This is a genomic window from Nostoc sp. 'Peltigera membranacea cyanobiont' 213 (genome assembly GCF_002245975.1).
Lineage (GTDB): Bacteria > Cyanobacteriota > Cyanobacteriia > Cyanobacteriales > Nostocaceae > Nostoc.
On record NZ_NOLI01000270.1, the window covers coordinates 3,159 to 4,492 of the forward strand.

Genomic DNA, 1,334 nt, shown 5'->3' on the forward strand with positions numbered 1-1,334 from the left:
TCAGTAGTACAAACAACAGTATTGCTAGTACCAAAATCAATTATTACTGTAGTCATTGGTCATTTGTCATTTGTCATTGGGCAAGAAAGCAATATGCAATAACATTTCTTAAATTTTTAATTTTTAATTTTTAATTGTTTGTCCCCCTCCCGGTAAGGTGCGGCTAACTTTCGCAGGGACAAGAATTTTTCCTTGATGTTGATAACCAACGAATCGAATATAAACTAACTCATCTTCAGCAATATCAGCAGTGTCTGGTTGATGAATCTGGGGATTGTAAGGTATTTGTTCCCAAGGTTTACCTATCTGTTCGTAACCCCATTTATTGAGGAGGTTATCTAAAGAGGTAAACATCGAAAGCAGATTTTTCGCAGGTAATTCTGGTTTAACGCGCACCATCTGATGGATGCTGGGATAGTTTGTTAGCAATGTCTGCAATTGCTCAAATGTCGAAGAACGTATTTCCTCTGTCAGTTCAAGACGCTGCTGCTGCAATTCTTCATGCAGTCGCAAGCCTTCCTGATGTAGCGCTGCTTTTTCAGCAAGTAACTGTTCTATTTTTTGCTGCTCTTCTAAGTAATTTTTGCGTGTTGCCTTTAGTTCATTTTCTAGTAACTCAATTTGCGTAGATGCTAACCTGCTTGTCGCTAGACATCGCGCCAATTCTAACTTGTTAGTTTCCAAGTCTGCTTGGCGAGCGATCGCATCACTAATTGCTGGAATAATCAACAACAGAGTGCAAATCCCTATTGCCATTGTCAAAAAGCTTAAAAGAGAAAACATTCCTATCTGCATCCCTCTTAGATTTCTTTGAGAGACTGATTTTGTGCCACTGTCTCGCCCTCACCGCCTTCGTAATACTCAGGCAATAATTCTTGATTTTCAACTTCTCCTAAAGCTTTTTCAATTCCCGATGTTGTACTTGTGCAACTCGAACCAGAAGCATCGATTACTGTTTCAGTAATTTTACCATCTTTACCAATGCGATACTCAATTTTTTGATACTCAGCCATAAGTAGAGTCTTTTGATTTTTGAGGGTTTTAATTATGTTGTACCAAATTCTAGCCAACGGCAATTAATACTGGCACTAGTACCGCAAGGCAAAAGTCAAACAATTTTGGATTTTAGATTTGCTTTCTTCGTAGCGTAAAGCCTTCTCCCGCATTTCTCACAAGTTTGAAATGCAGAGGGGCGGAGGGGCGGAGGGGCAGAGACGATGCCGCGCAACGAGAGTCGGATTTTAAATTAAAGATTTGTGTTGCAAACTCCCATACTTTGATTGTTGTGTCCCAACTGCCACTGAAAAGAGTTTGTCCATCAGGGCTGAAGACAA

General features: G+C 40.0%; 3 protein-coding genes. All 3 read right to left on the minus strand.

The features are described 5' to 3' along the window. Positions 1–123 precede the first annotated feature (123 nt). Positions 124–756: a nucleotide exchange factor GrpE gene (locus CDG77_RS33660; protein WP_223270122.1), complete on the minus strand. Its 633-nt coding sequence runs from the start codon at positions 754–756 to the stop codon at positions 124–126. Between the two features lie 44 nt (positions 757–800). Then, on the minus strand, positions 801–1,013 hold the full coding sequence (locus tag CDG77_RS33665) for a DUF2997 domain-containing protein (protein WP_094333497.1): 213 nt from the start codon (positions 1,011–1,013) through the stop codon (positions 801–803). 112 nt (positions 1,014–1,125) lie between these two features. Continuing rightward, a partial coding sequence (locus tag CDG77_RS38275; protein ID WP_223270123.1) for a hypothetical protein occupies positions 1,126–1,334 on the minus strand: 209 nt, incomplete at its 5' end.

Bases quoted from the DNA above. Each gene is read 5' to 3' on its own strand.
- CDG77_RS33660 (WP_223270122.1), bottom strand. From the start codon at position 756: ATGGCAATAGGGATTTGCACTCTGTTGTTGATTATTCCAGCAATTAGT.
- CDG77_RS33665 (WP_094333497.1), bottom strand. From the start codon at position 1,013: ATGGCTGAGTATCAAAAAATTGAGTATCGCATTGGTAAAGATGGTAAA.